Genomic DNA, 25,562 nt, shown 5'->3' on the forward strand with positions numbered 1-25,562 from the left:
AATGCGATCCCGCCCCTGGCACAAGGACTATGACAAAAGGATGTCGAACCCTCCGAAAACCGTCACAATTGTTTTCTTGCCTCGGCCCCGGATGCCGCAGCTGCAGCGCGCCGACCGCCGTGCCTGGCCGCTTAGAATTCGCAGCCCTGTCCGCGACCTGGCCGGGGAGGCGTTTGCCCTGTGCGCCGCTTCTTTCGACCGCCTTCCGCCTCACTATGACCCAGCCCAGCACCTCCGCCCTGCACACTTCCGCCCTGACCTCGCTGCCGCTGCTGGCGCGCGGCAAAGTACGTGACAACTACGCCGTCGGCACCGATCGCATCCTGATGGTGGCCAGCGACCGGCTGTCGGCCTTTGACGTGATCATGGGCGAGCCGATTCCCGGCAAGGGCGAGCTGCTCACGCAGATGGCGCTGTTCTGGTTCGACAAGCTAGGGCACATCGTGCCCAACCACCTCACTGGCGAGGCACCCGAGAGCGTGGTCACTCCCGCCGAGGCGCCCCAGGTGCGCGGCCGCTCCATGCTGGTCAAGCGGCTCAAGCCGATTGCGATCGAAGCCGTGGTGCGCGGCTACCTGGCCGGCAGCGGCTGGAAGGAGTATCAGCAGTCGCGCTCGGTCTGCGGCGTACCGCTGCCGGACGGTCTGACCAACGCTGCCAAGCTGCCACACAGCATCTACACACCCGCAGCCAAGGCCGCCATGGGCGAGCACGACGAGAACATCACGTTCGAGCGCACGGTGGAGATGGTGGGCCCCGAGCTGGCCACCCGCATCCGCGACATCTCCATTCAGCTGTACGAGGCTGCGGCCGCCATCGCGCTGGACAAGGGCATGATCATTGCCGACACCAAGTTCGAGTTCGGCCTGACCGAAGCAGGCGAACTGGTGCTGATGGACGAGGTGCTCACACCCGACAGCTCGCGCTACTGGCCCGTCGAAGGGTACGCCGAGGCGCTGGCCAAGGGCGAGAACCCACCCAGCTACGACAAGCAGTTCGTGCGCGACTGGCTGGAGCAGGCCCAGGTCAACGGCAAGCCCTGGGACAAGACTGCACCCGCACCGCGCCTGCCGCGCGAGGTGGTGGAGAAGACCGCCGCCAAATACCGCGAGGCGCTGCAGCGGCTCACAGCCTGACGACCGACGGCCGGGTGGCGCGCCGCGCCGACGCGGTCATCGCAGCAAAAAGGCCCCTCGCGGGGCCTTGGTCATTTCAGCTCAGAACCACGCTGGACAGCCGCCGGCGATAGCTGGCCACCACCGGATCCTCGGGCGGAATCTGACCATCGGCCACCTTGGGCTTGGGCGGCTCGATGATCTCCAGCACCGCCACATAGGCCTTGCGCGCAGCCTCTTCGTTCCAGGTCTTGTCGCGCATGAGGATTTCGAGCAGCTCGTCCATCGCGTCCGTCCAGCGCTGTTGCGCGATGAGCCAGCGCGCGCGGGCGAAGCGGGTGTCAAAGTCGCGCTTGTTGGCGGCGATCTTTGCATCAAAATCGGCCTCAGCTCCTGCGCCGCATGCGCCAGCAGCTACAAAATCCAGAGCATCCATCCACATCTTGAGCGCCCCCAGCCGGCGCGAGCCCTGGGCCTTGGTGATTACCGGCGCAAAAGCCACCTTGGCGTCGTCCTCGCGGCCCAGTTGCAGCAGCAGCCGCACGTAGTCAAAACGCGCCTCGTCGTTGGCCGGGTCGGTGGCCACGGCGCTTTGCAGCGCCTCCAGCGCACCCTGGGTGTCGCCCTCGGCCAGCGCTTCCTGGGCTTGTTCTTCCTGCTCCTCGGCCTGCAATTCCTCGGCGCTGGGCAGGTGTTTGTCAAGGAAGTTGCGCAGCAGGCCCTCGGGCTGGGCACCCATGAAGCCTTGAACAGGCTGGCCGTTGATGATCAGCACGCAGGTGGGGATGCTGCGGATGTCGAACATGGCGGCCAGCTGCTGCTCCTGCTCGGAATCGATCTTGGCCAGTTTGAAGCGGCCGGCGTATTCCGCCTCCAGCTTTTCCAGTACCGGGCCCAGCGTCTTGCACGGAGCGCACCAGGGTGCCCAGAAGTCCACCAGCACGGGCACGCTCATGGAGGCGGCAACCACCTCGGTCTCAAAGTTCTCTAGGGTGATATCGATCATTTGTGGCAGTCCCGATAAGGTGGCGCGGCGCGCCAGTTTCAACGCAAACTGGGGCAGATTTTGGGGCAATTTTGTGCCCAATGGAGGCTGATGGGCCATCTTGGCCTCTTGTGATTACCCACTTGCCAGCGCGCGCGTCGCGCCTCCCTCTTCGCGGCCGCGTTGCACCAGGGCGCGCCCGCCAAAAATGCAAGCCCTGACTGCTTGATCAGGGGGCGCGGGCGGCGCGGGGCGCCACCGCCGGCACAAACGTAAAATCACGCGCTTCACCCCCGGCGAGCGCACCGCGCGCACCTCCCACATGAATCCCATCCAGATTGGCGTGGTCATGGGCTCCAGCAGTGACTGGGACACCATGCAGCACGCAGTTGCCATCCTCCAGCAATTCGGCATCGCGCACGAGGCGCAGGTGGTCTCCGCCCATCGCATGCCCGACGACATGTTCCGCTACGCCGAGACCGCCGCCGGCCGGGGCCTGCAGGCCATCATCGCGGGCGCCGGCGGCGCCGCGCACCTGCCCGGCATGATCGCCGCCAAGACCACCGTGCCGGTGCTGGGCGTGCCCGTCGCCAGCCGCCACCTGCAGGGCGTGGACTCGCTGCACTCCATCGTGCAGATGCCCAAGGGCGTGCCCGTGGCCACGTTTGCCATTGGCGCGGCGGGCGCGGCCAACGCGGCGCTGTTTGCCGTGGCGCTGCTGGCCAATCAAGACCCCGCGCTGCGCGACAAGCTGGACGCCTTCCGCGCCGAGCAGACCGCCGCCGCGCGCGCCATGACGCTGCCGCCGGTGTCCGCATGAGCGAGCGTCAGACCGTGATCCTGCCCGGCGCCACGCTGGGCGTGCTGGGCGGCGGGCAGCTGGGGCGCATGTTCGTGCACGCCGCCCAGGCCATGGGCTATTTCACCGCGGTGCTGGACGAGGACGCCACCAGCCCCGCCGGCCTGGTGAGCCACCACCACATCCGCACCGGCTACGAAGACCCGCAGGGCCTGGCCGAACTGGCCAAGGTCTGCGCGGCCGTAACCACCGAATTTGAAAACGTGCCCGCCGCCGCGCTGGACACCCTGGCGCGCAGCCTGCCCGTGTCGCCCGCGGGCAGCGCCGTGGCCATCGCCCAGGACCGCGCGCGTGAAAAGGCGCACTTCGTGCAGTGCGGCGTGCCCGTGGCGCCGCATGCGGTGATCGAAACCGCCGCGCAGCTCGCCGCCGTGTCGGCCGACACGGGCGCCGCGCCGGACCGCCCCAAGCAAGCGAGCGCCCCCTCGGGGGGCAGCGAACCACACGCAGTGGGGAGCGTGGGGGCATCACTCTTGCCGGGCATCCTGAAAACCGCCCGTATGGGCTACGACGGCAAGGGCCAGGTACGCGTGACCACGCCCGCCGAACTGGCCGCTGCCTGGGATCAGCTGGGCCGCGTGCCCTGCGTGCTGGAAAAGATGCTGCCGCTGGCGCACGAGTGCTCGGTCATCGTCGCGCGCGGGCGCGACGGCACCGTGGTGCACCTGCCCGTGCAGCGCAACCTGCACCGCGACGGCATTCTGGCGGTGACCGAGGTCTATGAAGGAAATCTGCCTGCAGCGCAGCTCCATCAAGCGCTGGCAGCTGCGAAATCGGTAGCAGATGGTCTGAACTACGTGGGCGTGCTCTGCGTGGAGTTCTTCGTGCTGCAGGACGGCACGCTGGCGGTCAACGAAATCGCCCCGCGCCCGCACAACAGCGGCCACTACAGCCAGAACGCGTGCGACGTCTCGCAGTTCGAGCTGCAGGTGCGCTGCATGACCGGCCTGCCGCTGGTCCAGCCGCGCCTGCACAGCCCCGCCATCATGCTCAATCTGCTGGGCGACCTGTGGTTCCAGGGCGGCGGCGATGCCACCACGCCCCCGTGGGACCAGGTGCTGGCCCTGCCCGGCTGCCACCTGCACCTGTATGGCAAGGTGGAGGCCAAGCCCGGCCGCAAGATGGGTCACCTGAACATCACCGGCGCCACGCCCGAGGCCGTGCGCGCCACGGCACTCAAGGCGGCCGCCATCCTCGGCATCGCGCCGTTCTGAACAAAGGCCCACATGATTCTGGATGGACGCCTGGACGCCTCGGTGCAGGCCGCCGCGCAAGCCCTGGCGCGCGGCGAACTGCTGGGCCTGCCCACCGAGACGGTGTACGGCCTGGCGGCCGATGCCGACAACGATGCCGCCGTGGCGCAGATCTTTGCCGCCAAGGGGCGCCCCGCCAGCCACCCGCTGATCGTGCACGTGGCCGACGCCGCGGCCATCACCCGCTACGCCAAGGAAGTGCCGCTGTTCGCGCAGCAACTCATCGACGCCTTCTGGCCCGGCCCGCTCACGCTCATCCTGCCGCGCCTGCCCCACGCCGCAGTGGCCTCCACGGGCGGGCAGGACAGCGTGGGCCTGCGCTGCCCCGCGCACCCCGTGGCCCATGCCGTGCTGGCGGCCTGCCAGCGGCTTGATCCGCCCGTATGGGGCGTGGCCGCGCCCAGCGCCAACCATTTCGGCCGCGTGAGCCCGACCACCGCGCAGCATGTGGCCGAGGAATTCGGCGACGACCTGCTGGTGCTGGACGGCGGCGCCTGCACCGTGGGCATCGAGTCCACCATCATCGACTGCACGCGCGGCGTGCCCGTGCTGCTGCGCCCCGGCGCCATCTCGCGTGAAGACGTGCAGCGCGCCTGCGGCCAACGACCGCTATCGAAAGAAGAGCTGCCAGCACTGGCCCCACGGGCTTCAGGCACACTTTTGGCCCATTACGCCCCCACGGCGCGCGTGCGCCTGATGGACGCCAAGCAGCTGCAGGCCGGACTGGATGTGCTGGGGGCGGACGCGGCCCACATCGCCGTGTATGCACGCGCGCCGCTGCGCGCGGCGTCGTCGAAGATCCTTGTGCGGCGCATGCCCGATGACGCCGCCGCCACCGCGCAACAGCTGTTCGCCGCGCTGCGCAGCTTTGACGACGCGGGCGTGCAGCTGATCTGGATCGAAGCCCCGCCCGACGCGCCTGCCTGGGAAGGCGTGCGCGACCGCCTGCAGCGCGCCGCGGCGGCGGGCTGATGCGGCGCATGGATGCGCCTGCCCGGCAGTCGCAAGCTCCCCCAACGCACCCTCGTTAAACTCTCGCCCACTTCAATCGGAGAAACACATGGCAGTAAATTGGATGCGCCGCACCTTTGTGGCAGCCGCTTGTGCATCGGCCGCGCTGCTTGCGGCCTGCGGTTCCAGCAGCACGGAATCGGCCATCTCGCCCCAGCGCTTCATCGCCTTTGGCGACGGCATGGCCGACGTGGGGCAAAAAGGCTCCAGCTACACCATCAACGACGGCAGCATCAACAACTGGACGCTGCGCGTTGCCGCCAACTACGGCGGCACGCTCAAGGCCGTATCGGCAGGGGGCCTGAGCTACGCGCAGGGCAACGCCCGCGTGAGCGCCACGCCCGACGCCGCCGGCAGCGCCGCCACGCCCACGGTGACGCAGCAGATCGACCAGTTTCTGGCTTCCAACAAGTTTGGCGACAACGATCTGGTGATGCTCAGCGCCGGCGTCAGCGACATCATCGCCGGCATGGCCGCGGTGCAGGCCGGCACGCAGACCGAAGACCAGTATGTGGAAGCCGCCGGCAAGGCCGGCAAGGAGCTGGCCGCGCAGGTGCGCCGTCTGTCGGGTGCCGGCGCCAAGTACATCCTGATGACGGGCACCTACGACCTGAGCCGCACGCCCTGGGCCAAGGCCATCAAGAAAGAAGCCCTGATCGGACGCGCCAGCCGCCAGTTCAATGACGAACTGCTGGTGAGCATCGTGGACCTGGGCGCCACGGTGCTCTACATCGACGTGGCCTATTACGTGAACCTGTTCGAGGGCAACCCTGGCGGCTACGGCTTCTCCAACAGCAGCACGCCGATCTGCACCTCGGTGGATACGGGCGCTGGCATCGGCATTGGCGCGGGCGAGGTGAACTCGGCCCTGTGCACCTCGTCCACCCTGCAGGCAGGCGCCGACCCGACCCGCTATCTGTTTGCCGACAAGGTCTATATCACCCCGGTGGCCCACCGCACCTTTGGCGACTACGCCTACGACCGGCTGCGCGAGCGCTGGTAAGTCATGAAAGCAGCGGCCCCGCGACACTGGCCGCCGCGAAAAGGCCGGTGCGCAGCACGGCCTGAGTTCAGACAATCAGCGCCAGCCCGCTTGATCCAGTGACCGCTGCACCAGCTGCGCCATCAGCTGGTGCCCCAGGGGCGTGGGGTGAAAGCCGTCTGAAAAACTGTAGCTCTTCCACCAGTCGGCCCCGCCGGTCGCGCCGGCCGGTGGCGTCGAGGCCGACAGCGCGGCCGCAGTGCAGGCGGGCATGTCATAGCGGGGCAGGCCATTGCCGTCCACGCCGGTGGCGGGGCAGGCGGGAGTGGTCACGTTGGTGTAGCCGTATGCCGCGGGGCGATCGACCTGATCCTTGAACGAGGCGTAAAAGTCCACCACGGCGATGCGGCTGTCGCCCGCCAGCGCCGCAGCCAGCCGGGTGTTGAATGCCTGAATCCAGCCATCGAACAGTGCCTGCGCCTGGGTCGCGGCTGCCGGGCCGCCAGCTGCGGCAACGGCGGCCAGCACCGTGCGAAAGCGCGGCGTCAGCGTGACCGGGGGCATGTTGAGCACGGCCACGCGCGGCGCGCCCTTGTCCAGCGTCTGGGCCTTGATGGTGGCGGCAAAGCGGCTGGCCAGTTCCTGCATGTAGGCGCCGCCCGCCTGGGCCATGCCGGTGGCGCCACCGGCCAGCAGGCTGCCGACGGTGGCGGCGTCCAGCACCGAGCGCAGCATGGTTGCGTAGGCCTTGCCGCCGTCTTGCGATGCGGCCAGGTAGGCGCTGATCAGGTCGGCCGCGTCGTTGCCGCCCCCGTCGATGAGGACCAGGTCGCCCTCGGCATAGCCTGCGGCGCCCGCGTCTTGAAGCTGCCGGACGATGGACACCGGCGTGCCCGGCGCCGTGAAGTGGTTGATGCGCCCGCCAAGCACCGCGTAATTGGTGCAGCCCGCCGTAGTGGCAAAGCTGCCTCCCGTTGCGACGTAGCGCGGGCACAGCGTCTGGCCGTAGCGAGCGGCCACCTGTTCGGGCCACAGGGTGGCAGAGCCCGCCCCCGTGGCGGCCGCGCCCTGCACGGTGAACTTGAAGCCAAAGGTGCCGCTGTCGGCCAGGCTGTCGCCCACCACCTTCACCGCCGTGACGGCAGGGGCGGGCGTGTCGTCAGAGCCGCCACAGGCCACAAGGGTCCCGGCCAAAACAACAGAGACAACGGCCGAAGCCAGGGCGGAAACGGGTGATCGTGCAGCCGGGGGTCTTGCAGGCGGGCGTGGTAATGGCATCAAGAAAGTCCGTCAAAAAAATAAGAGGCTGGTGGTGCGTGGAGATGCGTTGGTGCCCGGACAATCTAAGCGATGACCGGCAGTTGACGCCCCATGGAAAACACCGGCTCGGCGGCTCGGCGCCGCGGCCTGCGCAATGTCCCGGCAGGCCGAATGCCTCACGCCTCCTGTCGGGTCGCCGGATCGGGCGCCAGCACCACGCAGTTGCGACCTTTCGCTTTGGCCTGGTACATCGCCAGGTCGCCACGGCGCATCAGGGACGGCAGACCCTCCTGGCCGTCGTGCGCAATGGCCACCCCGATGCTCATCGTGGGCGTCACCACGCCTTCCCGCAGATCACACCGCAGCCCGGCAACGGCCTCCCGCAGACGCTCGGCTGCGGCGCTGGCCTGGGCCAGCGAGGTCTGCGGCATGAGCACGGCAAACTCTTCGCCGCCCAGCCGGGCCAGGCAGTCGTTGGTGCGCACCATCTCCCGGCACACGCGCGACACGGACTTGAGCACCTCATCGCCGGCCAGGTGCCCGTGCGTGTCGTTGATCGACTTGAAATGGTCGAGGTCCATCATCAACAACGCAAGCGGGTGGCGGTAGCGTGCGGCTCGCTCCAGCTCGGTGCGTCCGGTGGCGATGAAGTGCTCGCGGTTGCTCAGGCCGGTGAGCCCGTCGCGCCGAACCTGCTGTTCGAGCTGGCGGATCAACTCGTCGTTGCGCTGGCGCAAAACCAGCGTTTCGGTCGTGCTGGCGTGCATTCTCAGGCCCACCTGCAGCATCAGCGCGACATAAAAAATACCCACGGCCGTCAAACCCAGGCTGAACAGGGTGCCGTCGCGCAAGGGCGGCACCACCAGCGCCACCGTGGGCGCCACCAGGTCGGACAACAGCAGCCGGCGATGCGGGTTGCTCATCGCCACCGTCAGCGAAATGAGCCCTGCCTGCATCAGCATGACGAACATCAGCGGGTTGAGGTCGCCCGGCACATAGGCCCACACCACGATGGACGACCACATCACCATGTGCGCGCCGTGCGCCCAGGCGATCCGCCGCGTCCAGAGCTCCTCATGACTGGGTTGTGGCTGCGCACGGAGAAACCGCAGATAAACGCCGATGTACACGGCGATCACCGCCAGCTCGACGACGGCCCACAGCACCACCTGCCAGACCGGCACCCACGTCGTCAGCAAGGCCGCGGCCACCAGCACCAGGGGCGGCGCCAGATAGCGGTCGTGCAGATGGTTGTCCACATACAACCTGAGCTGGTGCAGCCGCACGCGGGGGCACGGAGTGTCTTGCATGTCTCTTCTTGATTGGCGCCCAGGCAAATACAGGCGATGTTTGTGTCAAATGGTTAACCAGCCATGCTAGCGCAAGCCAGCAACCTGGCCAGGCACGCCGGCCAATCAACGCTCGCCCAGCGTCCAGTCCACCAGCGCATCCATGGCCGGGCGCGCAGCCGCCGCGTGGGGGTGGTTGACCACGGCCACCAGCACATAGCGCCGGCCGCTGGCGGCATGCACGTAGCCGGCCAGGGCCGACACGTCACGCAGCGCGCCGGTTTTGAGGTGGGCAAAACCCGTGGCCGGGCCCTGGCGACGGCGCAGCGTGCCGTCCACCCCGGCGATCGGCAGGGACGCCACAAACTCCGGCATCACCGGCGACGCCCAGGCCTGCTGCAGCATGCGCGCCAGCGCCCGGGCACTCAGGCGCGCGTCGCGGCTCAGGCCCGCGCCGTTGTCCACCACCAGCGCATCGGCGGCGCCCACGCGCTGGCGCCACCATTGGTCGAGCACGGCGCGGGCGCTGTCAAACCGCCCCGCGCCGCCCTTGTGCAGCCCCAGCGTCAGCAGCAGTTGCTGCGTCATGACGTTGTTGCTGTGTTTGTTGATGTCGCGCACCACTTGCGACAGGGCGGGCGAGGCGTTGCTGAACACCGGCTGCAGCCCCGCGGGCACCTGGCCGTCGCGCACACGGCCCGTGAGCGCGCCGCCCAGCTCGCGCCACATGCCCTCCACGGCGCGCGCGGCGTAGCCGCCGGGGTCGGCCGGCGCCACGGACCATTCGCGCTCGCCGCAGGCCGCCGGGTAGGCGCCCTGGAACGCGATGCGCGCGGCGTCGGCAAAGTCGGCCCGCAGCGCCGCACGCCAGTCGCCACAGGCCGTGCCCGGCGCCGCCAGCGGCACGGAGGCGGGCAGCTCCACGCCGGCCAGTGGGGGCTCGTAGCGCACGCGCGCCACGCCGGCCACCGCGTCGGGCACAAAGCCCATGGCCACGGCCTTGTAATTGATCAACAGCGCGTCGGGCGCGGCGTTGTAGGGGCGCCAGGGCTCGCCGTCGAACAGCGCCGGGTCGTGCGGGGGCAGCGCGAAGGCGCCACGGTCCAGCACGATGTCGCCCTGGATCACCGCAATGCCCATGGCACGCAGGCGACGCAGCAGCAGCCACAGGCGCTCCACCACCAGCTGGGGGTCGCCCCGGCCCTGGATGTACACATTGCCGCGCAGGCTGCCGCCCTGGGGCGCGGCGTCCAGATAGACGGGCGTGTCCCAGGTAAAGGCCGGGCCCAGCAAATCGAGCGCCGCATAGGTGGTGACCAGCTTCATCACCGAAGCCGGGTTGACCGCCGCGTCCGCACGGTGGGCCAGGCGCGGTGGCTGGCTCGCATCCACCGGCACCACCAGGGCGGACAGCGCCTCGCGCGGCACCTTGGCGCGCTGCAGGGCGGCCTCGACGGCGGGCGGCAAGGCGCTGGCAGACAAAGGGGCGTCGGCCTGAACCGTCTGGGAGGCAGCGACGGTCGGCAGCAACGCCAAGGCCAGATACAGGGCGCGCACCGCCCGTGGCAGAGGGCGCGGACGGCAGCCCCGCGCAAGAAGGAATCGCAACATGCGGGCAAGTTTAGGGCGCGCCGCAGCCGCCCGCCCGGCAAAGCCCGGCACGCAGCCGATAATCACGCCCTCCATGAACCTGCTCGCCTTCGACACCAGCACCGACATCCTGTCCATCGCCGTACGGCACGGCGACCGGGTGTGGGAGCACAGCGGCGCGGGCGGCGCGCAAGCCTCGACCACGCTGATCCCCGCCATCCGATCGCTGCTGGCGCAGGCCGGCCTGTCGTTCAGCCAGCTGGACGCAGTGGTGTTTGGCCGCGGCCCCGGCTCGTTCACGGGGCTGCGCACCGCCTGCGCGGTGGCCCAGGGCCTGGCCTTTGGCGCGCGCGGCGGCCAGGGCGTGCCCGTGCTGCCGGTGGACACCCTGCTGGCCGTGGCCGAGCAGGCGCGTGCGCAATACGGCTGCACCCGCGTGGTGGCCGTGCTGGACGCGCGCATGGACGAGGTCTATGCCGCCCCCTTCGAGTGGCTGGCCGACGCCGACACCACCACCGGTGCCCCGGGCGGCGGCCGCTGGCAGACCCCGCAGGACTTTGGCCTGTGCGCGCCCGAGGCCCTGGCCGTGCCCGATGGCTGGACGCTGGCAGGCAACGCCCAGGCTGCCTACGGCGAGCGGCTGGCGCCGCAGGCGCACCATGTGCACGTGCTGCCCACCGCCGCAGCCCTGCTGCGGCTGGCACCGGCGCTGCTGGCGGCGGGCGCCGCCGTGGCGGCCGATGCGGCGCTGCCGCGCTACATCCGCGACAAGGTAGCGCAAACCACCGCCGAAAGAGAGGCCGCGCGCAACACCGCGCCGGCCCGCAAGCCATGAGCGCCCTGCCCCAGCCTCCCACGGCCATCGAAGCCGGCTTCGAGCCCATGGCGCCCGCGCAACTGGATGCGGTGCTGGCCATAGAACAAAGCGCCTACACCCACCCGTGGACGCGCGGTAACTTCCTTGACGCCCTGGCGTCCGGCTACCAGGCCCAGATGCTGATGGCCGACGGACAGATCCTGGGCTACTTCATCGCCATGCGCGGCGTGGACGAGGTGCACCTGCTCAACATCACGGTGGCGCCGGCCTTCCAGCGCCAGGGCTGGGCGCATGTGATGCTGGACGCGCTGGCGCTGTGGGCGCGCGGCCAGGGCGCGCACATGGTCTGGCTGGAGGTGCGCATGAGCAACGAGCGCGCCCGCCGCATTTACGAGACCCACGGCTACCGCCGCGTGGGCGAACGCAAGCGCTACTACCCCGCCGAGGGTGGCCAGCGCGAAGACGCCGTGGTCATGAGCCTGCCGCTATGAGCCTGAACCTGGACACGCGTCAACGCGCCATGCTGCAGGAAATGGGCATCACCGTCTGGGCCCCGCCAGCGGCGCGACCAGCCCCTGCGGCCCCTTGCGCCCCCGACCAGCCAGCGCCCCCGGCCGCGGCAGCCCCCACCACCGGCGCCGTGGCCGCCACCCATGCGACCGCCCGGCCGGCCCCGGGCATCGACGCCCGCGCGTCTGCTGCACCTGCTGCACCTGCTGCGCCTGCGGGCCTGCTGCTGCGCGCGCCGCAGGCGCTGTACCCGCAGGCCAACCCCGCAGCCACCCCTGCAGAGCTGGGCACCGGCTGGCTGGTGGTGCTGGAGAGCCACTCGGCCAGCGAACCCCTGGCGGACGACGCCGCCAGGCTGCTGGACAACATGCTGCGCGCCATGCGCCTGCACCGGCACCCGCGCACCCACCTGGCCATGCTGGCCCGCCACGCGCCCGGCCTGCCGACCGAAGGAGCGCAGCCCGCAGCCGCCGGCCTGCAGCACGCCCTGGACACGCTGCGCCCATCCTTGGTGCTGGTGCTGGGCCTGGGCGCGGCGCGCGTGGTGCTGGGCAGCCGCGAGCCCCTGGGCCGCCTGCGCGCCAATGTGCACCACCTGGCCGACGGCACGCCCGCCGTGGTCAGCTACGACCCGGCCTACCTGCTGCGCGCCCCCGAAGCCAAGGCCGCCGCCTGGGCCGACCTGTGCCGCGCGCTGGCGGTGGTGCGGCGCAGCGCCACGGCCTGAGCAGCAACGCACCCCGCAAACGCCCAGTAGATACCCGGCACGCCTGCCGGCCGGGCAGCGCCTGTCGCCTGTCAGCAAACAAAAAAGCGCTCGGTTGCAATACCCGATGCGGGTTTCCCCCATGCAGTCTGCCCGCCCCTTGCTGCCCACAATACCTATGCAAATCTTTTCATAGGCAAGGCGCTGCCAGCCCCGGGCGCCGGTATCCAAGGAGACACACATGCAAAAGGTGTTGCACATCAACGCCGACAAGTGCACCGGCTGCCTGCAGTGCGAGATGGCCTGCTCTTTCGAAAACTACGGCGTCTATGCCACCGCCAAGTCGCGCATCAAGGTGTTCGACTTTCACACCACCGGCAAAAAGGTGCCCTACACCTGCACCCAGTGCGACGAGGCCTGGTGCCTGCATGCCTGCCCGGTCGAGGCCATTACCGTGGACAAGGCCAGCGGCGCCAAGGTGGTGCATGAGTCCACCTGCGTGGGCTGCAAGGTCTGCACCATTGCCTGCCCGTTTGGCACCGTGAACTACGTGGCCGACACCGGCAAGGTGCAAAAGTGCGACCTGTGCCACGACCGCGCCGAAGGCCCGGCCTGCGTGGAGGCCTGCCCCACCACGGCGATCACCTACATCGACGCCAACTGGACCGGCCTGGAGCGCATGAAGCAGTGGGCCGACAAGCTGGGCAATCAAGCCAATCAGCCCGCCAGCGCCTGATAAACAAGCGCTGACAGCTATCAATCAAGGAGCACACATCATGTCCTGGGCTGGCAAGATTTTGCGCGTCAACCTGAGCGCTGGCACCGTCACCCCCGAGCCGCTGAACATGGACTGGGCACGCCAGTACCTGGGTTCGCGCGGGCTGGGCACCAAATACCTGGTCAGCGAGATCGACCCCCAGGTCGATCCGCTGTCGCCAGACAACAAGATCATCTGGGCCACGGGTCCGCTGACGGGCACCATGGCATCGACCGGAGGGCGCTACACCGTCATCACCAAAGGGCCGCTGACCGGCGCCATCGCCTGCTCCAACTCGGGCGGCTACTGGGGCGCGGAGCTGAAGATGGCCGGCTGGGACATGGTCATCTTCGAGGGCAAGTCGCCCAGGCCCGTGTACCTGTACATCCACGACGACGTGGCCGAGCTGCGCGACGCCAGCGACCTCTGGGGCAAGAGCGTGTGGCAGACCGAAGAGCACCTCAAGACCGCGCTGCAAGACCCGCTCACGCGCATCTCGGGCATCGGCCGCGCGGGCGAAAACCAGGTGCTGTTTGCCGCCGTGGTCAACGACCTGCACCGCGCCGCGGGCCGCTCGGGCGTGGGCGCGGTGATGGGCAGCAAGAACCTGAAGGCGATTGCCGTGCGCGGCACCAAGGGTGTGGGCAACATCCGCGACCCCAAGGCCTTCATGGCCGAGACCTTCGCGCGCAAGAAAATCCTGCACGACAACGCCGTCACCGGCCAGGGCCTGCCCACCTACGGCACGCAGGTACTGATGAACGTGATCAACGAAGTGGGCGCCCTGCCCACGCGCAACCACCGCGACGTGCAGTTCGAGGGCGCCAAGGACATCTCCGCCGAAGCCATGGCCACGCCGCGCGAGAGCGACGGCAAGAAGCAGCTGGTGACCAACCAGGCGTGCTTTGGCTGCACCATCGCGTGTGGGCGCATCAGCAAGATCGACGAGACGCACTTCACCGTGCAGAACAAGCCGCAGTACTGGGGCGCCAGCGGCGGGCTGGAATACGAAGCCGCCTGGGCGCTGGGCGCGGCCAACGGCGTGAACGACCTGGAATGCCTGCAGTACGCCAACCTGCTGTGCAACGAGCAAGGCATTGACCCCATCAGCTTCGGCGCCACCGTGGGCGCGGTGATGGAGCTGTACGAGATGGGCGTGCTGACCCGCGAGCAGATCGGCATCGAGGCGCCCTTCGGCTCGGCCAAGGCGCTGGCCTTTTTGGCCGAAGAGACCGTCAACGGCCGCGGCTTTGGCAAAGAGGTGGGGCAGGGCTCCAGGCGCCTGTGCACCAAGTACGGCCACCCCGAGCTGTCCATGTCCTCCAAGGGCCAGGAGTTCCCCGCCTACGACGGCCGCGCCATCCAGGGCATCGGCCTGGCCTACGCCACCAGCAACCGCGGCGGCTGCCACCTGCGCGGCTACACCATCGCATCGGAAATTCTGGGCATCCCCGTCAAGACCGAGCCCACGGCCACCGAGGGCAAGCCCGAGCTGGTCAAGGCCTTCCAGGACGCGACGGCGGCGTTTGACTCGGCCGGCGTGTGCGTGTTCACCACCTTCGCCTGGGGCCTGCCCGACCTCGCACCCCAGCTACAGGCCGCCTGCGACGAGAAGTTCACCGTGCAAGAGCTGGAAAAAATCGGCGAGCGCATCTGGAACATGGAGCGCGAGTTCAACAACGCCGCGGGCTTTACCAAGGCCGACGACAGCCTGCCCCAGCGCCTGCTGACCGAGGCCGCCAAGACCGGCGGATCGAAGGGCAGCGTGAGCCACCTGCCCGAGATGCTGCCCAAGTACTACGCCGTGCGCGGCTGGGACGCCGAGGGCCGTCCCACGCCCGAGACGCGCGCGCGCCTGGGGCTGTAGGCGGCCTGCGATGGATATGGGTCAAATGAGCCGCTAGCGCTTACCCTGAAAGCGCTAGCAGCTATTAATAGCATAGCAATCAAGAGCCCCCATGCACCACCTGATCCTCGGGGCCGGCCCGGCCGGCGTCATCGCCGCAGAAACCCTGCGCAAGCATGCGCCGGATCACCGCATCACCCTGGTGGGCGACGAGGCCGAGCCGCCCTACTCGCGCATGGCCATTCCCTACCTGCTGGCGGGCCATATCGACGAGCGCGGCACCTACCTGCGCAAGCAGGGCGATCACTTTGCGCAGCAGCGCATCGACCGTTTGCATGCCCGCGCCACAGCCGTTGACGCCCAGGCCCGCACCGTCACGCTGGACAGTGGCGCCGCGCTGGCCTTCGACCGCCTGCTGATTGCCACAGGCTCGCACCCCGTGCGCCCGCCCATTCCCGGGCTGGACCTGCCCGGCGTGGAGACCTGCTGGACGCTGCAGGACGCGCGTGCCATCGCCGCGCGGGCGCGGCCCGGCGCGCGCGTGGTGCAGATGGGCGCGGGCTTCATCGGCTGCATCATCATGGAGGCGCTCACCCAGCGCGGCGTGCAGCTGTCGGTGGTGGAAATGGGCGACCGCATGGTGCCGCGCATGATGGGCCCGGTGGCCGGCAACATGATCCGCGACTGGTGCGAGCGCCAGGGCGTGCAGGTGTTCACGGGCCGCAAGGTCGAGCGCATCGAGCAAGCGGGTGGCGACGGCGAAGGCAACACGCTGCGCGTGCACCTGTCGGGCGGCCAGGTGCTGGAGGCCGACCTGGTCATCAGCGCCACGGGCGTGCGCCCGGCCATCGGCTTTTTGCAGGACTCGGGCATCACCTGCCTGCAGGGCGTGCTGACCGACGAGCGCATGCAGACCAACCGGCCCGGCATCTACGCCGCGGGCGACTGCGCCGAGGCGTTCGACCCCTTCACGCGCAAGACCGTGGTCAGCGCCATCCAGCCCAACGCGGCCGAGCAGGCGCGCGTGGCAGCGCTCAGCATGGTCGGGCAGCCCACCGCGATCACCGTGGTCACGCAGATCAATGTGCTGGACACGCTGGGGCTCATCTCCACCAGCTTCGGCAACTGGCAGGGCGTGCCCGGCGGCGAGCATGCCGAGCTGACCGACGTGCCCGGCGGCAAGCACCTGAGCCTGCAGTTCGAGGGCGACCGGCTGATTGGCTGCAACAGCGTGGGCCTGACCCAGCATGTGGGCGCCATGCGCGGCCTGGTGGAAGGCCAGGTGCGCCTGGGCCCCTGGAAGGACCAGCTGCTGCGCGACCCCACGCGGCTGATGGAAGCCTACCTGGCCTGCGCCCAGGCGCAGGGCCGCTGGAGCGGCGCGCAGGACGCGCGCCGGCGCTGATGCTGCGTGTCCATCGGGTCTCTGCAAACGCTATGCTATCAATAGCTTCCTGCGCTTGCCACACAAGGGCTAAAGGCACTTTTTACCTGTTTAACAAATAGCCACCGCCGCATGCGCATCACGTTCAAACTCTTCGCCTCGCTGACCGACTACCTGCCGCCCGAGGTGCGCCCCGGCAACCAGATGGTGCTGGACGTATCCCCCGGCGACAGCATCAGCCAAATCATCGCGCCCTTTCGGCTGCCGCCGGCCATGGTGCACCTGGTGCTGGTCAACGGCCGCTACATCGCCCCCACGGCACGCGACACCACCACGCTGCAGGATGGCGACGCGCTGGCCATATGGCCGCCGATTGCCGGCGGCTGAGCCCCTGACCGGCGCAGCGGTGACCGACTGGCCCGACCAATTCACGCGCGACATGAGCTGCACCTCGGCCGAATGGCAGCGGCTGCTGTCGCAGGCGCTGGCAGGCCACGACTGGGCGGCGCAGGGCGAGACCCAGGCACGCATCGCCCTGCCGGGCGGCACTCTCACGCTGCACTGGGCCCCGGGGCCGCCGCGCCAGATCGCCCTGCTGCGCCTGCCCACTCTGCAATTGCACGGCGCCTTTGAGGGCGTGCCGCCTGCCGCACGCCGCATCTTCATGCGCCACCTGGACCTGCACACCCACCGCGGCGGGGGTTAACAAGCTGTCATCGAGCGGCATTCCAATGCGCAAGCGGGTGCCATAATTCGCCGCTTGCACAACGCAAGGAGATAACTCCGTGGAAACCTACCCCAGTTGGTAGCTTTCAGCCTCCCGGCCGGCCAGCCTGCACAGGGGGACTGAAAGCGCCCCCCCCGCCCCATTTGCAGACGCCACAAGAACCCGGGAGAGTGAGCCATGCTCAACATCTTTTCGCTAGCCAATGGCCGGCTCGTCCAGGAAGAAATCGAGTCCCTGGAAGAGCTGGCGCGCTTTCAGCCCATCTGGGTGGACCTGGAGTCCCCCACGCTGCAGGAAAAGCGCTGGATCAAACAGCATTACGGCCTGTCCATCCCCGAAGACGCGATGGACGAAGATATCGAAGAATCGGCGCGCTTTTACGAAGAAGACAACGGCGAGCTGCACATCCGCAGCGACTTTCTGGTGGATGTGTACGACAAGCCGCGCTCGGCGCGCGTGGCCTTCATCCTGAACCTGGTCAACGACGAGCTCAAAAGCAAGGGCGTGCTGTTTTCCATCCACGATGAGAGCATTCCGGTCTTTCGCCTGGTGCGCATGCGCGCGCGGCGCGCGCCGGGCCTGATCGAAGATGCCAAAGAGGTGCTGCTGAGCCTGTTTGACACCGACGCCGAATACTCCGCCGACACGCTGGAAGGCATCTACGACGACCTGGAGCAGGTCAGCACCCAGGTGCTGGCGGGCAACGTGACCGACGCCCGCGCCGGCGAAGTGCTGGCCGCCATCGCACGCCAGGAAGACCTGAACGGGCGCATCCGCCGCAACGTGATGGACACGCGCCGCGCCGTCAGCTTCATGATGCGCAGCAAGATGCTGAACGCCGAGCAGTTCGAGGATGCGCGCCAGATCCTGCGGGACATCGAGTCCCTGGACAGCCACACGGCCTTTTTGTTCGACAAGATCAACTTCCTGATGGACGCCACCGTGGGCTTCATCAACATCAACCAGAACAAGATCATCAAGATCTTCTCGGTGGCCAGCGTGGCGCTGCTGCCGCCCACGCTGATCGCCAGCGTGTACGGCATGAACTTCAAGTTCATGCCCGAGCTGGAATGGCAGTACGGCTACCCCTACGTGCTGGCGCTGATGGTGGCCAGCGCCCTGGGGCCCATGCTGTACTTCCGCAAGCGCGGCTGGTTGAAGTAAGTACATCCCCCTGAGCGGCTGCGCCGCTTCCCCCTTCTCTCGCATCACTGCGCGCTGCGGGAAGGGGTACGACGCCAGTAGCCTGGCAAAGCCAGTTCCACGGCGTCTGCTAAGGCGGCCTGCTCCGCGGCCATCGGACGAGTGAGGGTGCGCCAGTTTCAAGCAAAACTGGCCTCCAGCTCAGGTATATAAAGCGCTGGCAGCTCCTGTTTTCAGAGCATCTGTACGAAACGCTGCACGATGTGATCGGCATAGCGGCTGGCCACGTTCTGCACAAAATGCGCAAAGTCCACATGCGCGCTGTCGTCGGCGCGGTCGGAAATGGTGCGCACCGCCGCGAACGGCAGGCCGTAGTCGTGGCACACCTGGGCCACGGCGGCGCCCTCCATCTCGACGGCCAGCACGTCATGGCCCGCAGCCGCCAAAGCGCCGCGCAGCGCGCGGGACTCGTGGGCGGTGCAGACAAAGCGGTCGCCGCTGGCCATCAGCCCGTGGTGCACCTGCGGGGGATGCGCAGGCAATGAAAGACGAGAGCCAAAACCAGCTCCAGCGCTCTTCAGATAGTCGCCAGCAGCTTCCAAAAGCATAGCGGACAGGCGGGCATCGCACTCCAGGCGCGCGCGGCCGTAGCCGGGCACCTCCCAGCGCGCGGCCAGGGGCGATGCGTCAAAGTCGTGCTGCAGGTAGTCGCGCGCCACCACCACGTCGCCCACCTGCACGCCCTGGCCCAGGCCACCCGCCACGCCGGTAAAGACGATGCGCGCCACGCCAAAGCGCTCGGCCAGCACCGCGGCCGTGGTGGCAGCGGCCACCTTGCCCATGCCCGACAGCGCCAGCACCACCGGCTGCCCGTGCAGGCGGCCGCGCCAGAAACTGCGGCCCGCGTGGTGCAGCTGCCCGGACTGCTGCAGCGCGTGCATGAGGCCGCCCTGCTCTTCGGGCAGGGCGCTGAGGATGGCGGTGGTCATGGCTGGGACGGGCGTAAAAAAATGCCGGGATTATCCCGGCTGGGGCTGCGCTGCCCCCGGTGCATCCGGGGCTCATCCGGGGTTCATCCGGGGCTAATGCGCGTCCCGTAATGCGCGCCGCAGAATCTTGCCCACGGGTGTTTTGGGCAATTCGTGGCGGAACTCGATCACCTTGGGCTGTTTGTAGCCGGTGAGGTTGGCGCGGCAGTATTCGCGCACCTGCTCCTCGGTCAGCTCGGGATCTTTCCTGACGATCACCAGCTTGACGGCTTCGCCAGTTTTCTCGTCAGGCACGCCCACCACGGCGCATTCCAGCACGCCGGGGATCAGGGCCACGACTTCCTCGACCTCGTTGGGATAGACGTTGAAGCCGCTGACCAGCACCATGTCCTTCTTGCGGTCCACTATCTTGAAGTAGCCGCGCTCGTCCATGAAGCCGATGTCGCCACTCTTGAAGTAGCCGTCCTCGGTCATGGCCTTGGCGGTCTCGTCGGGGCGCTGCCAGTAGCCTGCCATGACCTGCGGGCCCTTGATGGCGATTTCGCCGCTCTTGCCGCTGGCGGTGATGTCGCGCCCCTCGTCATCGAGGATGCGCATGTAAGTGCTGGGTATCGGCACGCCGATGTTGCCCGAAAATTCTTTGGACGTGACCGGGTTACAGCTGACCGAAGGGCTGGTCTCCGACAGGCCGTAGCCCTCGCAGATGGGGCAGCCGGTCTTCTCCAGCCACTGCTTGGCCACGGCTGCCTGCACCGCCATTCCGCCGCCCACCGAGACTTTCAGGTGGCTCCAGTCCACGGTGCCAAAGTCGGGGTGGTTGACCAGCGCGTTGAACAGCGTGTTGACCGCAGGAAAGCTGTGAAAGCGGTGCCTGGACAGTTCCTTGAGCACCGCCGCGAAGTCGCGCGCGTTGGGGATCAGGATGGTTTTGCCGCCCGTGCGCATGGACAGCATCATGTTCACCGTGAAGGCGAAGATGTGATAGAGCGGCAGCGCGCAGACGCTGGTGGGTTGCTCGCCCGCCGCAATGCGCTTCATCACCGGGTCGTTCCAGGCCTCGGACTGCAGCACGTTGGCGATCACGTTGCGGTGCAGCAGCACCGCGCCCTTGCTCAGGCCGGTGGTGCCGCCGGTGTATTGCAGCAGGGCGATGTCGCCCGGCTGCAGATCGGGCTGGTGCAGCGTGGCCTGCGCGCCCTGCGCCAGGGCGTCGTTGAAGGGCACTGCGCCCGGCAACTGAAAGGGTGGCACCAGCTTCTTGACGTTGCGCACCACCTGGTTGACCAGCATGCCCTTCAGAAAACCCAGCCGGTCGCCCATGGTGCACAGCACCACATGCTGCACGGCAGTGCGGGCCATGCAGGCCTGCAGCGTGTGGGCAAAGTTTTCGATGATGACAATGGCCTTGGCGCCCGAATCCTTGAGCTGGTGCTCCAGCTCGCGCGGCGTGTACAGGGGGTTGACGTTGACCACCACGAAGCCCGCGCGCAGCACCGCGGCCACGGTGACCGGGTACTGGGGCACGTTGGGCATCATGATGGCCACACGGTCGCCGCGCGCCAGCCCCAGACGTTGCAGGTACGCGCCCAGCTGGCGGCTGAGCGTGTCGGTCTCGCGGAAGGTGATCTCTTTGCCCATGTAGCTGTAGGCCGTGCGATCCGCGTAGTCGCGAAAGGCCTGCTCCATCAGCTGCACCAGCGATGCGTACTGCGTTGCGTCGATATCGGCGGGCACCCCTTGCGGGTACGCCGAGAGCCAGGGGCGGTCTGCCATGGGTTTTGTCTCCTGATGCGTTCATCGGCTGCCGGCCGCTGCAACCAAATTCGCACGGCCGTGCTTTTTGTCAGGAGATTATGCACTCGCGCCTGGCTGCGTGATATGCGGGATTGGACTGAGAAGCCTTGCGCCTTCTGAGCCCGCATGCACCGTCAGGCGCGCCCTGGCTGCTGGCAGGGCGCCAGCGGGACAACCGGGCTAATCGCCCTTGAGTGCGCCCAGCACCTCATCGAGCATTTTCTTGGCATCGCCAAACAACATGCGGTTGTTCTCTTTGTAGAACAGCGGGTTGTCCACGCCGGCGTAGCCGCTGGCCATGGAGCGCTTCATGACGATGCTGGTCTTGGCCTTCCACACTTCCAGCACCGGCATGCCGGCAATCGGGCTGGTGGGGTCGTCTTGCGCCGCCGGGTTGACGATGTCGTTGGCGCCAATGACGATGGCCACATCGGTGTCGGGGAAGTCTTCGTTGATCTCGTCCATCTCCATCACGATGTCGTAGGGCACCTTGGCCTCGGCCAGCAGCACGTTCATGTGGCCGGGCATGCGGCCCGCCACCGGGTGGATGGCAAAGCGCACTTGCGCACCCTTGTCGCGCAGGGTTCTGGTGATCTCGTTCACCGTGTGCTGGGCCTGGGCCACGGCCATGCCGTAGCCGGGCACGATGATGACGCTTTTGGCCTCGCGCAGCAGCTCGGCGGTCTCGGCAGCGCTCACCGGCACCACTTCGCCCTGGGGCTCAGCCGCATCGCCCTTTTTGGCCGGTGTGCCGCCGCCGGAGCCAAAGCCGCCGGCAATCACGCTGATGAAGTTGCGGTTCATGGCGTTGCACATGATGTAGCTCAGAATGGCGCCCGACGACCCCACCAGCGCACCGGTGATGATGAGCAAGTCATTGCCCAGCATGAAGCCCGTGGCCGCAGCCGCCCAGCCAGAGTAGCTGTTGAGCATGGACACCACCACCGGCATGTCGGCGCCGCCAATGGCCATCACCATGTGGATGCCGAACAGCAGCGCAATCACCGTCATCACGATCAGCGGCAGCATGCCCGACTGCACGTCGTGGGCGTTGAGGAACTCGCGGCCAAACCAGATCACCACCAGCAGGGCCATCAGGTTCAGCCAGTGGCGTGCGGGCAGCAGCAGCGGTTTGCCACCGATCTTGCCGTTGAGCTTGCCAAAGGCGATCAGAGAGCCGGAGAAGGTGACGGCACCAATCAGGATGCCGACGTAGATTTCGACTTCGTGGATGGCTTTTTCCGCGCCTTCCAGCTGGATGGAAGTATCGACATAGCTGGCAAAACCCACCAGGCAGGCCGCCAGGCCAACCAGGCTGTGCATGAGGGCGACCAGCTCGGGCATTTGCGTCATCTTCACCACTTTGGCCGCATACAGGCCAATGCTGCCGCCCACCACCAGCGCACCGACAATCCAGGCCATGCCCGAGGGACTGACGCGCGGGCCGAGCACCGTGGCCAGCACCGCCAGCGCCATGCCGACCATGCCGAACAGGTTGCCGCGGCGCGAGGTTTCCGGGTTGGACAGACCACCCAGGCTGAGAATGAAAAGAATGGCGGCGCCCAGGTAGGCCACCGTTGCGAGACTTTGGGACATGAATGTCTTTCTGCTGTGTTCTGGTTCTGGAGGTGGCTTACTTGCGGAACATGGCCAGCATGCGGCGCGTGACGGCAAAGCCGCCGAACATGTTGATGGCCGTGAGCACAATGGCGGCAAAGGCCAGCCACAGAATCAGCCCGTCGGGGCGACCGTTCACACCAGCCTCGGGCGGCGCAATCTGCACCAGCGCGCCAATGGCGATGATGCTGGAGATGGCGTTGGTCACGCTCATCAGCGGCGTGTGCAGCGCGGGCGTGACGTTCCACACCACCATGTAGCCGATGAAGCAGGCCAGCACGAAGACCGTGAAGTGGCCCAGGAAGGCCGCTGGCGCGTAGGCGCCAATGAACCAGAAGGCCAGCGCTGCCACGGCAAAAATGATGGCCAGCGTCTTGGCGGGCAGCGGGCCGCTGCTGCCATGGCCGTGGCCGCCTTTTTTCTGCTCCACGGGGACAGCCGCCGCCGTGGGCGCGGGCGCCGGAGCCTGCTTCAAAGGCGGTGCGGGCCAGGTGATGGCGCCGTCTTTGGTCACCGTCAGGCCGCGGATGGCGTCGTCTTCCATGTTCACCACGGCCACGCCGTCCTTGGCCTTGCACAGCTCTTCGGTCAGGCGCAGCAAGTTGGTGGCATACAGGGTGGAAGATTGCTTGGCCAGGCGCGAGGGCAGATCGGTGTAGCCAATGATGGTCACGCCATGGCGCACCACGGCCTCGCCGGGTACGGTCAACTCGCAGTTGCCGCCTTGCTCGGCGGCCATGTCCACGATCACGCTGCCGGGCTTCATGCTCTGCACCATCTCGGCGGTGATCAGGCGGGGCGCGGGTTTGCCCGGAATCAGCGCGGTGGTGATGATGATGTCGGCCTCTTTGGCCTGGGTGGCGTACATCTGGCGCTGCGCGGCCTGAAAGCCCTCGCTCATCACCTTGGCGTAGCCGCCGCCGCCCGAGCCGTCTTCTTCGTAGTCCACCTTGACGAACTCGCCGCCCAGCGATTTGACCTGATCGGCCACTTCGGCACGGGTGTCGTTGGCACGCACGATGGCGCCCAGGTTGGCCGCCGTGCCAACCGCCGCGAGACCGGCCACGCCAGCGCCCGCAATGAACACTTTGGCCGGGGGCACCTTGCCAGCCGCCGTGATCTGGCCGTTGAAGTAGCGGCCAAAGGCGTTGGCGGCTTCGATCACGGCGCGGTAGCCGCTCACACCGGCGGTGGACGTCAGCGCGTCCATCTTCTGCGCGCGGCTCAGGGTACGCGGCAGGCAGTCAATCGCCAGCACGGTGGTCTTCTTGGCCGTCAGCTGCTCCATCAGCGCGGGGTTTTGCGCCGGCCAGACAAAGCCGATCAGCGTGCCGCTTTCGCGCATCAGCGCCACTTCGTCGGGGCTGGGCGGGCGCACCTTGAGCACGATGTCGGACGCGCCCCACAGCGCGGCCGCGTCGGGCAGCACCTGGGCACCGGCAGCGCGGTAACTGTCGTCGCTGAAGTTGGCAGCATCGCCAGCGCCCGCTTCAATGGCGACTTCAAAACCGAGTTTGATGAGTTTTTCCACCACATCGGGCACGGTGGCGACGCGCTTTTCACCGGGGAAAGTCTCCCGCGGCACACCTATGCGCTGCGCTGTGGAGGCAGGGTTGGATTGCATGCAGTTCTCCTCAAGGTTTTAAATCGGTCAGCATGGCCCGGCATGGCCTGCGGCAGTCATGGAACAACGGGCACGAAAACCTCCGTGCCCGTTGCGTTGGTGTACATGAGCTTACATGAAGAACTTGGAGACTCCGCGCGCGTGCCGCGCGGCCCGCAACGCCCGTCGCCATGAAAAAAGGCAGCCCAAAGGCTGCCTTTTTCGCGCAAGCGTGTTGAACAGGCGTCAGTTCACCACCTGGGCCAGTTCACCCGCCGCGTATTTCTGTGCCATCACGGCCAGCGTGTGGCCCTTGATCTTGGCGGCTTGGCCTTCGCAGCCAAACTCGATGTAGCGCTGTTTGCAGATCGCCTTGGCAGCTTCGCGCGCCGGCTTCATCCATTCGCGCATGTCGAACTTGTCGGGGTTCTCGGCCTGGAACTTGCGCACCGCGCCGGTCATGGCCAGGCGGATATCGGTGTCGATGTTGATCTTGCGCACGCCGTGCTTGATGGCTTCCTGGATCTCGGCCACCGGCACGCCGTAGGTTTCCTTCATCTTGCCGCCGTACTGGTTGATGAGGGCCAGCAGATCCTGCGGCACGCTGGACGAGCCGTGCATCACCAGGTGGGTGTTGGGGATGCGTGCGTGGATGGCCTTGACGCGGCTGATCGACAGCACGTCGCCCGTGGGCGGGCGCGAGAACTTGTAGGCGCCGTGGCTGGTGCCGATGGCGATCGCCAGCGCATCCAGCTGCGTGGCCTTGACGAACTGCGCCGCCTCTTCGGGGTCGGTCAGCAGCTGGTCGTGGCTGAGCTTGCCTGCCGCGCCCACGCCGTCTTCCTCACCGGCCTCGCCGGTCTCCAGGCTGCCCAGGCAGCCCAGCTCGCCTTCGACGGTGGCGCCAATGCGGTGCGCCATGGCCACCACTTCCCGGGTGACGCGCACGTTGTAGTCAAAGTCGGCGGGGGTCTTGCCGTCTTCGCGCAGCGAGCCGTCCATCATGACCGAGCCGAAGCCCAGATCCAGCGCGCCCTGGCAGATGACGGGGCTGGTGCCGTGGTCCTGGTGCATGACCAGGGGGATGTGCGGGTACGCCTCTGCGGCGGCGGCGATCAGGTGCTTGATGAAGCTCTCGCCCGCGTACTTGCGCGCGCCGGCGCTGGCTTGCAGGATCACCGGGGCGCCCACTTCGTCGGCAGCAGCCATCACGGCCTGCACCTGCTCCAGGTTGTTGACGTTGAAGGCGGGAATGCCATAGCCGGCTTCGGCGGCATGGTCGAGCAGTTCGCGCATCGAGACGAGAGGCATGGTGGTGTATCCGT

23 protein-coding genes are annotated in these 25,562 nt (G+C 67.7%); 14 read left to right on the forward strand and 9 right to left on the reverse strand.

The features are described from left to right. Window positions 1–215 precede the first annotated feature (215 nt). The gene (locus tag AB7E35_RS07955) at window positions 216–1,136 is read left to right on the forward strand and encodes a phosphoribosylaminoimidazolesuccinocarboxamide synthase (protein ID WP_428163126.1); all 921 of its coding nucleotides are present in this window, start codon (window positions 216–218) and stop codon (window positions 1,134–1,136) included. Between the two features lie 76 nt (window positions 1,137–1,212). On the opposite strand, the gene trxA is transcribed toward AB7E35_RS07955, so the two are convergent. After that, window positions 1,213–2,121: a thioredoxin gene (gene trxA / locus AB7E35_RS07960; RefSeq protein WP_428163127.1), complete on the reverse strand. Its 909-nt coding sequence runs from the start codon at window positions 2,119–2,121 to the stop codon at window positions 1,213–1,215. A 301-nt stretch (window positions 2,122–2,422) separates the two neighbouring features. On the opposite strand from trxA, the gene purE reads away from it, so the two are divergent. From purE to AB7E35_RS07980, 4 genes are all read left to right on the forward strand, one after another. Next, window positions 2,423–2,920, forward strand: a complete 498-nt coding sequence (gene purE / locus AB7E35_RS07965; protein WP_428163128.1) for a 5-(carboxyamino)imidazole ribonucleotide mutase — start codon at window positions 2,423–2,425, stop codon at window positions 2,918–2,920. Then, window positions 2,917–4,173: a 5-(carboxyamino)imidazole ribonucleotide synthase gene (locus AB7E35_RS07970; protein ID WP_428167369.1), complete on the forward strand. Its 1,257-nt coding sequence runs from the start codon at window positions 2,917–2,919 to the stop codon at window positions 4,171–4,173. Before purE ends, AB7E35_RS07970 begins: the two co-directional genes overlap by 4 nt. A gap of 12 nt (window positions 4,174–4,185) precedes the next feature. Further along, window positions 4,186–5,184: an L-threonylcarbamoyladenylate synthase gene (locus AB7E35_RS07975; protein ID WP_428167370.1), complete on the forward strand. Its 999-nt coding sequence runs from the start codon at window positions 4,186–4,188 to the stop codon at window positions 5,182–5,184. Window positions 5,185–5,272: 88 nt separating this feature from the next. Beyond that, complete coding sequence (locus AB7E35_RS07980) at window positions 5,273–6,226, forward strand: SGNH/GDSL hydrolase family protein (RefSeq protein ID WP_428167371.1); 954 nt, start codon at window positions 5,273–5,275, stop codon at window positions 6,224–6,226. Between the two features lie 75 nt (window positions 6,227–6,301). Here AB7E35_RS07980 and AB7E35_RS07985 read toward each other — a convergent pair whose 3' ends face one another. From AB7E35_RS07985 to dacB, 3 genes are all read right to left on the reverse strand, one after another. Then, window positions 6,302–7,399, reverse strand: coding sequence for an SGNH/GDSL hydrolase family protein (locus AB7E35_RS07985; RefSeq protein WP_428167372.1), 1,098 nt, complete (start codon window positions 7,397–7,399; stop codon window positions 6,302–6,304). A gap of 242 nt (window positions 7,400–7,641) precedes the next feature. After that, window positions 7,642–8,775, reverse strand: a complete 1,134-nt coding sequence (locus AB7E35_RS07990; protein ID WP_428167373.1) for a GGDEF domain-containing protein — start codon at window positions 8,773–8,775, stop codon at window positions 7,642–7,644. 105 nt (window positions 8,776–8,880) lie between these two features. Beyond that, window positions 8,881–10,365 carry a D-alanyl-D-alanine carboxypeptidase/D-alanyl-D-alanine endopeptidase gene (gene dacB, locus AB7E35_RS07995; RefSeq protein ID WP_428167374.1) on the reverse strand — a complete coding sequence of 495 codons (1,485 nt, stop codon included), beginning with the start codon at window positions 10,363–10,365 and terminating at the stop codon, window positions 8,881–8,883. A gap of 73 nt (window positions 10,366–10,438) precedes the next feature. Here dacB and tsaB point away from each other — a divergent pair, with 73 nt between their 5' ends. The 9 genes from tsaB (at window position 10,439) to corA (ending at window position 18,255) form a co-directional block, all read left to right on the forward strand. After that, window positions 10,439–11,179, forward strand: a complete 741-nt coding sequence (tsaB, locus tag AB7E35_RS08000; protein ID WP_428167375.1) for a tRNA (adenosine(37)-N6)-threonylcarbamoyltransferase complex dimerization subunit type 1 TsaB — start codon at window positions 10,439–10,441, stop codon at window positions 11,177–11,179. Further along, window positions 11,176–11,652, forward strand: a complete 477-nt coding sequence (gene rimI / locus AB7E35_RS08005) for a ribosomal protein S18-alanine N-acetyltransferase (protein WP_428163136.1) — start codon at window positions 11,176–11,178, stop codon at window positions 11,650–11,652. The genes tsaB and rimI overlap by 4 nt, the downstream gene beginning before the upstream one ends. Next, the gene (locus AB7E35_RS08010) at window positions 11,649–12,398 is read left to right on the forward strand and encodes a uracil-DNA glycosylase family protein (protein WP_428167376.1); all 750 of its coding nucleotides are present in this window, start codon (window positions 11,649–11,651) and stop codon (window positions 12,396–12,398) included. Before rimI ends, AB7E35_RS08010 begins: the two co-directional genes overlap by 4 nt. Window positions 12,399–12,618: 220 nt before the next feature. Continuing rightward, window positions 12,619–13,113, forward strand: coding sequence for a 4Fe-4S dicluster domain-containing protein (locus tag AB7E35_RS08015; RefSeq protein ID WP_428163138.1), 495 nt, complete (start codon window positions 12,619–12,621; stop codon window positions 13,111–13,113). A 40-nt stretch (window positions 13,114–13,153) separates the two neighbouring features. After that, the gene (locus tag AB7E35_RS08020) at window positions 13,154–15,001 is read left to right on the forward strand and encodes an aldehyde ferredoxin oxidoreductase family protein (RefSeq protein WP_428167377.1); all 1,848 of its coding nucleotides are present in this window, start codon (window positions 13,154–13,156) and stop codon (window positions 14,999–15,001) included. Window positions 15,002–15,092: 91 nt separating this feature from the next. After that, on the forward strand, window positions 15,093–16,385 hold the full coding sequence (locus AB7E35_RS08025) for an NAD(P)/FAD-dependent oxidoreductase (RefSeq protein WP_428167378.1): 1,293 nt from the start codon (window positions 15,093–15,095) through the stop codon (window positions 16,383–16,385). A 111-nt stretch (window positions 16,386–16,496) separates the two neighbouring features. Beyond that, the gene (gene thiS / locus AB7E35_RS08030) at window positions 16,497–16,751 is read left to right on the forward strand and encodes a sulfur carrier protein ThiS (protein ID WP_428167379.1); all 255 of its coding nucleotides are present in this window, start codon (window positions 16,497–16,499) and stop codon (window positions 16,749–16,751) included. A 19-nt stretch (window positions 16,752–16,770) separates the two neighbouring features. Continuing rightward, entirely contained in the window at window positions 16,771–17,070 is a 300-nt protein-coding gene (locus tag AB7E35_RS08035) for a hypothetical protein (protein WP_428163142.1), read from the forward strand. A 198-nt stretch (window positions 17,071–17,268) separates the two neighbouring features. Then, window positions 17,269–18,255: a magnesium/cobalt transporter CorA gene (gene corA / locus AB7E35_RS08040; protein WP_428163143.1), complete on the forward strand. Its 987-nt coding sequence runs from the start codon at window positions 17,269–17,271 to the stop codon at window positions 18,253–18,255. 212 nt (window positions 18,256–18,467) lie between these two features. Here the strand turns inward: corA and AB7E35_RS08045 are convergent, their stop codons facing one another. The 5 genes from AB7E35_RS08045 to fba all read right to left on the reverse strand — a co-directional run bounded on the left by AB7E35_RS08045 (window position 18,468) and on the right by fba (window position 25,548). After that, complete coding sequence (locus AB7E35_RS08045; protein WP_428163144.1) at window positions 18,468–19,223, reverse strand: 5'-methylthioadenosine/adenosylhomocysteine nucleosidase; 756 nt, start codon at window positions 19,221–19,223, stop codon at window positions 18,468–18,470. A 93-nt stretch (window positions 19,224–19,316) separates the two neighbouring features. Further along, window positions 19,317–20,996: a long-chain-fatty-acid--CoA ligase gene (locus tag AB7E35_RS08050; protein WP_428163145.1), complete on the reverse strand. Its 1,680-nt coding sequence runs from the start codon at window positions 20,994–20,996 to the stop codon at window positions 19,317–19,319. A gap of 201 nt (window positions 20,997–21,197) precedes the next feature. Next, a complete protein-coding gene (gene pntB, locus AB7E35_RS08055) occupies window positions 21,198–22,613 on the reverse strand; it encodes a Re/Si-specific NAD(P)(+) transhydrogenase subunit beta (RefSeq protein ID WP_428163146.1) in 1,416 nt (471 codons plus the stop codon). 37 nt (window positions 22,614–22,650) lie between these two features. Then, on the reverse strand, window positions 22,651–24,258 hold the full coding sequence (locus tag AB7E35_RS08060) for a Re/Si-specific NAD(P)(+) transhydrogenase subunit alpha (RefSeq protein ID WP_428163147.1): 1,608 nt from the start codon (window positions 24,256–24,258) through the stop codon (window positions 22,651–22,653). A gap of 225 nt (window positions 24,259–24,483) precedes the next feature. After that, window positions 24,484–25,548, reverse strand: a complete 1,065-nt coding sequence (gene fba, locus AB7E35_RS08065; RefSeq protein ID WP_428163148.1) for a class II fructose-bisphosphate aldolase — start codon at window positions 25,546–25,548, stop codon at window positions 24,484–24,486. Between the last annotated feature and the right edge of the window lie 14 nt (window positions 25,549–25,562).

Origin of the sequence: Diaphorobacter sp., from assembly GCF_050251835.1 — a bacterium.
Classification (GTDB): Bacteria; Pseudomonadota; Gammaproteobacteria; order Burkholderiales; family Burkholderiaceae_C; genus JBFXIE01.

Excerpts from the sequence above, each read along its gene's own strand:
- rimI (WP_428163136.1), top strand. The coding sequence starts at position 11,176 with ATGAGCGCCCTGCCCCAGCCTCCCACGGCCATCGAAGCCGGCTTCGAG.
- trxA (WP_428163127.1), bottom strand. The coding sequence starts at position 2,121 with ATGATCGATATCACCCTAGAGAACTTTGAGACCGAGGTGGTTGCCGCC.
- AB7E35_RS08045 (WP_428163144.1), bottom strand. The coding sequence starts at position 19,223 with ATGACCACCGCCATCCTCAGCGCCCTGCCCGAAGAGCAGGGCGGCCTC.
- tsaB (WP_428167375.1), top strand. The coding sequence starts at position 10,439 with ATGAACCTGCTCGCCTTCGACACCAGCACCGACATCCTGTCCATCGCC.
- corA (WP_428163143.1), top strand. The coding sequence starts at position 17,269 with ATGCTCAACATCTTTTCGCTAGCCAATGGCCGGCTCGTCCAGGAAGAA.
- AB7E35_RS08025 (WP_428167378.1), top strand. The coding sequence starts at position 15,093 with ATGCACCACCTGATCCTCGGGGCCGGCCCGGCCGGCGTCATCGCCGCA.
- AB7E35_RS08020 (WP_428167377.1), top strand. The coding sequence starts at position 13,154 with ATGTCCTGGGCTGGCAAGATTTTGCGCGTCAACCTGAGCGCTGGCACC.
- AB7E35_RS07970 (WP_428167369.1), top strand. The coding sequence starts at position 2,917 with ATGAGCGAGCGTCAGACCGTGATCCTGCCCGGCGCCACGCTGGGCGTG.
- dacB (WP_428167374.1), bottom strand. The coding sequence starts at position 10,365 with ATGTTGCGATTCCTTCTTGCGCGGGGCTGCCGTCCGCGCCCTCTGCCA.
- AB7E35_RS08015 (WP_428163138.1), top strand. The coding sequence starts at position 12,619 with ATGCAAAAGGTGTTGCACATCAACGCCGACAAGTGCACCGGCTGCCTG.
- AB7E35_RS07980 (WP_428167371.1), top strand. The coding sequence starts at position 5,273 with ATGGCAGTAAATTGGATGCGCCGCACCTTTGTGGCAGCCGCTTGTGCA.
- AB7E35_RS07990 (WP_428167373.1), bottom strand. The coding sequence starts at position 8,775 with ATGCAAGACACTCCGTGCCCCCGCGTGCGGCTGCACCAGCTCAGGTTG.
- pntB (WP_428163146.1), bottom strand. The coding sequence starts at position 22,613 with ATGTCCCAAAGTCTCGCAACGGTGGCCTACCTGGGCGCCGCCATTCTT.
- AB7E35_RS08060 (WP_428163147.1), bottom strand. The coding sequence starts at position 24,258 with ATGCAATCCAACCCTGCCTCCACAGCGCAGCGCATAGGTGTGCCGCGG.
- AB7E35_RS08010 (WP_428167376.1), top strand. The coding sequence starts at position 11,649 with ATGAGCCTGAACCTGGACACGCGTCAACGCGCCATGCTGCAGGAAATG.
- AB7E35_RS07955 (WP_428163126.1), top strand. The coding sequence starts at position 216 with ATGACCCAGCCCAGCACCTCCGCCCTGCACACTTCCGCCCTGACCTCG.
- AB7E35_RS08050 (WP_428163145.1), bottom strand. The coding sequence starts at position 20,996 with ATGGCAGACCGCCCCTGGCTCTCGGCGTACCCGCAAGGGGTGCCCGCC.
- thiS (WP_428167379.1), top strand. The coding sequence starts at position 16,497 with ATGCGCATCACGTTCAAACTCTTCGCCTCGCTGACCGACTACCTGCCG.
- fba (WP_428163148.1), bottom strand. The coding sequence starts at position 25,548 with ATGCCTCTCGTCTCGATGCGCGAACTGCTCGACCATGCCGCCGAAGCC.
- purE (WP_428163128.1), top strand. The coding sequence starts at position 2,423 with ATGAATCCCATCCAGATTGGCGTGGTCATGGGCTCCAGCAGTGACTGG.
- AB7E35_RS07975 (WP_428167370.1), top strand. The coding sequence starts at position 4,186 with ATGATTCTGGATGGACGCCTGGACGCCTCGGTGCAGGCCGCCGCGCAA.